The following is a 6,179-nucleotide window of genomic DNA, read 5'->3' on the forward strand; positions in this document are numbered from 1 at the left end:
GATGAAATTTTTATCTGCGTTTGTCCGCGTTCAGCCGCGTCCAAAATTCTTTGCCTTTTGCACAAACATTTCGGTTGACGGTACTACGGCGTCGCACATTTCGCGGGAGTCCAACTCGGATGAGACGTTTGCCACGCGCGGGTGCTCTGCTCCATCTTGCGGACCGCGTCTTGCCAGGCTTCTTCCGTGCCTCTGCCTTTGAGACTGATTTCTTGAAGCATCGTATCAATGATGCCGGGCGTGCCAAAAATCTCCTGCGCCCACGGCGGTACGCTTTCGGCGCGTTCAAAACGACCGTTGCGAACCGATCCCATATTCATCGCCGGGTGGTTGGTGAAAGGAATCCAATCGTAGAATGCTTGAACCCAATCGCGATGGCGTTGCACGTAACGCGAGGTCGAATCCAGCGGCATCGCGCGCACCGAGCGCAAAGGCGGAATCATGTGTCCGGGGAGCGCCATATCGTAGCGACGCAAACGTTCTCCGCTCGCCAGCCAACGCAAAAAATCCTTCGCCTCTTTTTGATAGCGTGTGCCGGCGGCGATGGCAAAGCGGCTCCACACGCCGAGCGTCACCTTGACCGGTCCCCAGGGAGGAAACACGACGGTCGTGCGATCCGCCAACTTGGGATTCGTTTCCTCCAATTGCACGCCCAAGCGTCCGGCATAGATCGTCATCGCGACCTGACCTTTGAGGTACGCGTCAATCTGCTCGCGATAATCCCAGGTCGTAAAACTAGGCGGCGCGTATTGGCTCATCGCTTTCCACCGCTGGATCGCTTCGAGCGCGGCAGGTTTGTCGAACTCGATCTTGCCGTCGCAACTGAAATAGTCGCCGCCGTTTTGCCAGAGAAAAATGGAAAAGTAATTCAAGGTCGCAATATTTTGTCCGCCGGGCAAAGCGATGCCGTAAACTCCGCCGCGCGTCAACCGCTTGGCAGCGGTGAGAACCTCGGCGTAACTTTGCGGCACAGGCAATCCCGCCGCCTGCAACAAGTCCGTGCGCACCCACAACCCGTACACGCTCACCGCGTAGGGCAACGCGTAGGCGTGACCATTGTGGCGAAACAAACTGCCTTCGGCAAAATCGCTTTCGCCAATATCGCGCACCAGGTCGTCCAACGGCAAGACGTAACCGGCGTTAACCCAATTGAGCATCAGCGTCGGCTCGATTTCGAAAATACCCAGGTCAGCGCCCGAGGCGAGCGCCGTCAACAACCGACGACCGCGCGAGGTAGGCGAGGCAATCACGATATCTACTTCGACATTGGGGTTGAGGCGTTGGTATTCGGTGATCAACTCTTGCAAGAGGGCGATCTGTTCGGGGTCGGATTCGGTCGTGAAAAAGGGAATTACTTTGGGACCTTCGCGCGTGGCGGTTGTGACCGCGCGTTGGGTCGGTTGAACAACCGGGACGGGCGCGCAACTCGTCGCGATGAGAACCGCCAACACGCACGCGAGGATGTCCTTGACTGTTGCAAGCCGGCTAACCGAGTGGAGGAAATCAAGTCGTTCCATGACAGCACCGCGTCTATACTATATCAAAATCATGCGCTTGCCAAATCATTTCGGGACGGCGCGCGGCTTGGGTCCATCGTACTCAACGGGGATGCGGACTCGCAAAGGTTGCTCGCGCGTGTACTCTTCCATCACCTGCGCGCTCAACCCGGCGACGTGCGCGATGATGAAAATCGTTTTGGCAAAGGGCGGCGGAAATCCCAGGTCGTAGAGTACGGCTGCCATCGCGCCGTCCACATTGATCGGCAAATACGCGATATGCTCGCGCGCTTGACGTTCGAGCGCGCGCATAAAGGTGACACCGTTGCTTGCTACGCGCGCCTCCACCGCCATGCGAAACAGCGTCGCCGCGCGCGCTTCGGTTTTTTGCGCGCGCAAGCCCAATCCCGGCAACCGTCGCCCGGACAGTTTGACTTCCGCGACGATGCGCGCGGCGGCGTCTTCGATGGACAGGGTCTCGCGCTGCGCCAGCGCCACGCCGTGCGCGATCATTTCCATACATTCCGCGCCCGCGCCGCCGTGCGCGTCGCCGATGGCAAGTACGCCGGCGGCAAGCGCCGCTTCGAGACTGCGCCGGTTGCCGCTGGCGACGGTGCGCGCCGCGAGCGCGGACGGCGAGTCCACACCGTGGTCTGCGCCCGCAACCAGAATGGCATTAAGCAATCGTTGCACGACCGGCGAGGGCAATTCGCCTTGATGCAAAAGAAAGACCACATCCGCAAACGAATAGTGCATCATCAGTTCCGTGACGTCGTAGCCGCGAAACCAGGTGCTCGCGTCGTCGGTGGTCGTGATCGCCGTGTGCCACGCGCACGGCTCTGATTTTGTTAGCGCGCCTCTATCCATGGTTCAATCTCATTCGTGAAGAAAAAATTCGATAGCAAGTTACTTGGGCAACGAACGGGGCGACCAGACGGTCGCCCCGTGAATGTCTACGCCGGCGTTGCATTCCGTTTGAGCAGTTTGTTCAAGCCAATGCCGATGTACTTCCAGTACGGATTCGTGATCGAAACGACCGCGAGCAACAACAAGAACAAGGAGATCGGACGCGTGACAAAAATCGCCAGACTGCCATCGGAGATCATCAGCGATTGACGCATGGCTTGTTCCATCAAATCGCCCAACACCATACCGAGAATGATCGGCGCGGCTGGAATATCGAGTCGGCGCAAAAGATAGCCGATCACGCCAAAGCCGACCATCAAGAACAAATCCTGGACGCTGTTGTTCATCGTGTACACGCCGAGGAACGAGAATAAGATAATGAACACCATCAACAAGTAGAGTGGGATGTCGAGAATCTTGACCCACATTCCAACTAAGGGTAGATTGAGCACGAGAAGCATGACGTTGCCGATGTACATACTCGCGATCAAGCCCCAAACGAATTGGGGGTTCTGCTGAAACAGCAACGGACCCGGCTGCAAACCGATCATCAACAATGCGCCGAGCATGATCGCGGTCGTGCCACTCCCTGGGATGCCGAGGCAGAGCAGGTGGATCATCGCGCCGCCCGCCGCGGCGTTGTTCGCCGCTTCAGGACCCGCGACGCCTTCAATCGCGCCCTCGCCTAGTTCGTCTTTGTGCTTGGACATTTTCTTTTCCAAACCGTACGAGACGAAACTCGCAACCGCCGCGCCCGCGCCCGCGATGCCGCCGACGAAAAAGCCGGACAGCGTGCCGCGAATAAATGCCGGGGTCGCACGCTTCCAATCCTCTTTCGTTAGCCACAAGCCGCCCTTGATACTCAAGCGTTCCTGCACGGCTTGACGCATATTAGACAAATTGACGATGACTTCGGACAAGGCGAACAAACCAATCGCCACCACCAAAAATTCGAGACCATCCAAGAGTTCGGGATTTTTGAAGGTGTACCGCGCCACACCGCTCTGCAAGTCAATGCCGATGGTCGCAATCGCGAGACCGATCGTAGTCGAGAGTAGCGCCTTGACGAGCGAACGCCCGGCGAGACTCGTCACCACCGTCAAGCCGGCAAACATCAACGAAAAATATTCGGGAGGACCAAAGTTTAGCGCGAACCCGGCGACCCAGGGTCCCACGAGCATCAACATCAAGGTCGCAAACGTCCCGGCGATGAATGAGCCGATGGCGGCGGCGGCAAGCGCGGGACCCGCGCGACCCTTCTTCGCCATCTGGTAGCCGTCGAAGCAAGTCACCACCGATGACGATTCGCCGGGCGCGTTCACTAAAATCGAAGTGGTCGAGCCGCCGTACATCGCGCCGTAATAGATGCCCGCCATCAAGATGATCGCGGAGGTCGGTGTGAGTCCGAACGTGATCGGAATTAGCAACGCGATGCCGGTCATGGGACCGATGCCGGGCAACACGCCGATAATCGTGCCGAGGAACACGCCAACAAAGGCGAGCACCAGGTTCATCGGTGTGACGGCGACGCCAAATCCCATTGCCAGATTATCGAAAAAATTCACAGTGACCTTCCTCTCAATCCATCATCCCGTATCACCAGCCCAACCAGGCGAGCGGACCGGCGGGTAACTGGACCCGCAATAGATAGCTGAAGGCAAAGTAGAGTCCGAAGCTGACGCACGCGGCAACGAGGGTATCGCGGACAAGGTGACGGCGGTCGAGGACAAGAACTCCCGCCATAAATACCAGGAATGTGGAAATGGGATAGCCCAACCGCTCGAAGATGAAGGCATACACCAGCATCAATCCCAGCATGATCCCCACGGTTTTAAAATCCACATAACTGCTCAATTTTTCATCCGCGCCAATGGCGGCGGCGCGCGCTTCGTCTTCCTTGCTCACGCCACGAAATGATTGCATCATGTACAACGCGGAAAGGATGATCATCAATATCCCAATCGCTTTGGGGAACGCCTCGGGACCGAGCGATTGCCTGGACGCGGGAACGCCAATCGTAAAGAATGCCATGCCGAGATACGTGACGGCAATCAGCAATAACGCCACACTCGCGATACGCTCTTCTTTCATTGATTCACTCCAAGTAGGGGCGACATGATGTCGCCCCTACAGAAATCACACGCTTACTTGATGAACCCGGTCGCGAGCATCAACTCTTTGTAGGATACTTCTTCCTCGGTCAGGAATTTGGCGAACGTATCGCCGTCCGTGAAGGCATCCACCCACTGCAATTTGTCGAGCGAATCTTTCCAGGTCTTGGTGGTCGCCATTCGCTTGAGCGTCTCACCCCACCATGCCTTGGCGTCGGCGGACATACCTGGCACGCCAAAGATGCCGCGCCACACTTCGTACGTCGTGTTAAAGCCGGCTTCCTTCCACGTCGGTACGTCTTTCATCACGCCGCCGCGCCGCGCCGCCGAAGACACTCCGAGCGCGCGCACGGTCTTGGCTTCGACCTGGGGGATCGCTTCGCCAACACCGGTGGACATGAAAGCGACATTGCCGCCCAGGAGCGCGGTCAAACCGGAACCGACATCGTTGAACGCGATGTACGACAATTTGTTCGGATCAATTCCAGCGGTTTTCGCCAACTTGGCGATGGCAAGGTGATCCATACTTCCGGGCGAAGATGCGCCGGCGAATTTGACCGCGCCCGGATCCTTCTTCAACGCCGCCATCAAATCTTCCATCGTCTTGTACGGCGAATCCGCCTTGACCAAAATCACCTGATAGTCGGTGATCAATTTCGCGAGCGGGGTCAATTCTTTGTAGTTGTTCTCGAAAGTCTTGTTGAGCGTATTGATGATGAGCGGCGGCGAGTACACGACCAATTCATAGTCGTCGGCTTTTTTGGTGAAAATGTAGGCGAGACCGACTGCGCCACCGCCGCCGACTTTATTGACGACCGTCGTCGGCTGCGAATACAGTTTTTCCGTTTCTACCGCGCGTTGGACGGTACGCGCGAGCGTATCCCAGCCACCACCCGCGCCCGCCGGCGCAACAATTTCAAGCGGTTTGTTGGGATAGCCGCCCTTGGTTGGCGGAACGGCACCACTCGCGGCAGGTACTGCCGTGGGTACCGTCGTTGGCTTGGGCGCTTCGGTCGGTTTCGGCGCTTCGGTTGGCTTCGGCGCGGCAGTTGCTGGCACGGCAGTTGCTGGCACGGCGGTTGGCTTGGGTGCATCCGTGGGTTTCGGCGCGGCGGTTGGAACCGGGGTAGCCGTTGGCGCGGGCGCGCATGCCGCCACAATGATCGAAAAGACCACGACGAGCAAAACAAGCATCAAACGGTTGCGAAACATCTCTCTCTCCTTTTCTGATTTTTGAAGGTCTGGAAATGGACAAGGCAGGATTCGTTCTGTGCGGAGCGCCTCCTCTCTAGCATCTTGTCGCGCGTTTACATTTGGATGGACAATGGGTGGAGATGTCAAACGTGTGGCGCGGGTTTGGTCGTGCGCCATCGAGTCATTGAGGGTGTGGCGTTATTCGTTCAGTGCAGGCATGCTGATCGTCCTCGATCTAGTCTTTTACTTGGCGGGTCGGAAGAAACCTATTGTTTGAACCGATCCGTCATTTCAACTCGCAAGTCGTATGCGGGTTATCGCATGAAAAAAGGACAGTGTAGCATGGCGACCGACAGGGGCGATTGAAATCGCCTTTGGTGGGCGTTCCGCCGGGCGTCCATCCCTCATTGCATTCGGGACAATTGCCTACGTGGACGCGAAATTCGCCCGCGTACTATAGCCCCGTAGCGAA

General features: G+C 57.5%; 5 protein-coding genes. All 5 read right to left on the reverse strand.

The window, feature by feature from the left end; genetic code table 11:
* Window positions 1–83: 83 nt before the first annotated feature.
* The 5 genes from HY868_21780 to HY868_21800 all read right to left on the reverse strand — a co-directional run bounded on the left by HY868_21780 (window position 84) and on the right by HY868_21800 (window position 5,725).
* Window positions 84–1,517 (reverse strand): sugar ABC transporter substrate-binding protein, encoded by a 1,434-nt coding sequence (locus tag HY868_21780; protein MBI5304780.1) that lies wholly within the window; start codon window positions 1,515–1,517, stop codon window positions 84–86.
* A gap of 45 nt (window positions 1,518–1,562) precedes the next feature.
* The gene (locus tag HY868_21785) at window positions 1,563–2,363 is read right to left on the reverse strand and encodes a citryl-CoA lyase (protein MBI5304781.1); all 801 of its coding nucleotides are present in this window, start codon (window positions 2,361–2,363) and stop codon (window positions 1,563–1,565) included.
* A gap of 86 nt (window positions 2,364–2,449) precedes the next feature.
* The gene (locus HY868_21790; protein ID MBI5304782.1) at window positions 2,450–3,943 is read right to left on the reverse strand and encodes a tripartite tricarboxylate transporter permease; all 1,494 of its coding nucleotides are present in this window, start codon (window positions 3,941–3,943) and stop codon (window positions 2,450–2,452) included.
* Between the two features lie 55 nt (window positions 3,944–3,998).
* Window positions 3,999–4,493, reverse strand: a complete 495-nt coding sequence (locus HY868_21795; GenBank protein ID MBI5304783.1) for a tripartite tricarboxylate transporter TctB family protein — start codon at window positions 4,491–4,493, stop codon at window positions 3,999–4,001.
* Window positions 4,494–4,546: 53 nt separating this feature from the next.
* Window positions 4,547–5,725: a tripartite tricarboxylate transporter substrate binding protein gene (locus tag HY868_21800; protein ID MBI5304784.1), complete on the reverse strand. Its 1,179-nt coding sequence runs from the start codon at window positions 5,723–5,725 to the stop codon at window positions 4,547–4,549.
* Between the last annotated feature and the right edge of the window lie 454 nt (window positions 5,726–6,179).

This window comes from Chloroflexota bacterium (genome assembly GCA_016219275.1).
Classification (GTDB): Bacteria; Chloroflexota; Anaerolineae; order UBA4142; family UBA4142; genus JACRBM01.

Bases quoted from the DNA above. Each gene is read 5' to 3' on its own strand.
- HY868_21780 (MBI5304780.1), bottom strand. From the start codon at position 1,517: ATGGAACGACTTGATTTCCTCCACTCGGTTAGCCGGCTTGCAACAGTC.
- HY868_21785 (MBI5304781.1), bottom strand. From the start codon at position 2,363: ATGGATAGAGGCGCGCTAACAAAATCAGAGCCGTGCGCGTGGCACACG.
- HY868_21790 (MBI5304782.1), bottom strand. From the start codon at position 3,943: ATGGGATTTGGCGTCGCCGTCACACCGATGAACCTGGTGCTCGCCTTT.
- HY868_21795 (MBI5304783.1), bottom strand. From the start codon at position 4,493: ATGAAAGAAGAGCGTATCGCGAGTGTGGCGTTATTGCTGATTGCCGTC.
- HY868_21800 (MBI5304784.1), bottom strand. From the start codon at position 5,725: ATGTTTCGCAACCGTTTGATGCTTGTTTTGCTCGTCGTGGTCTTTTCG.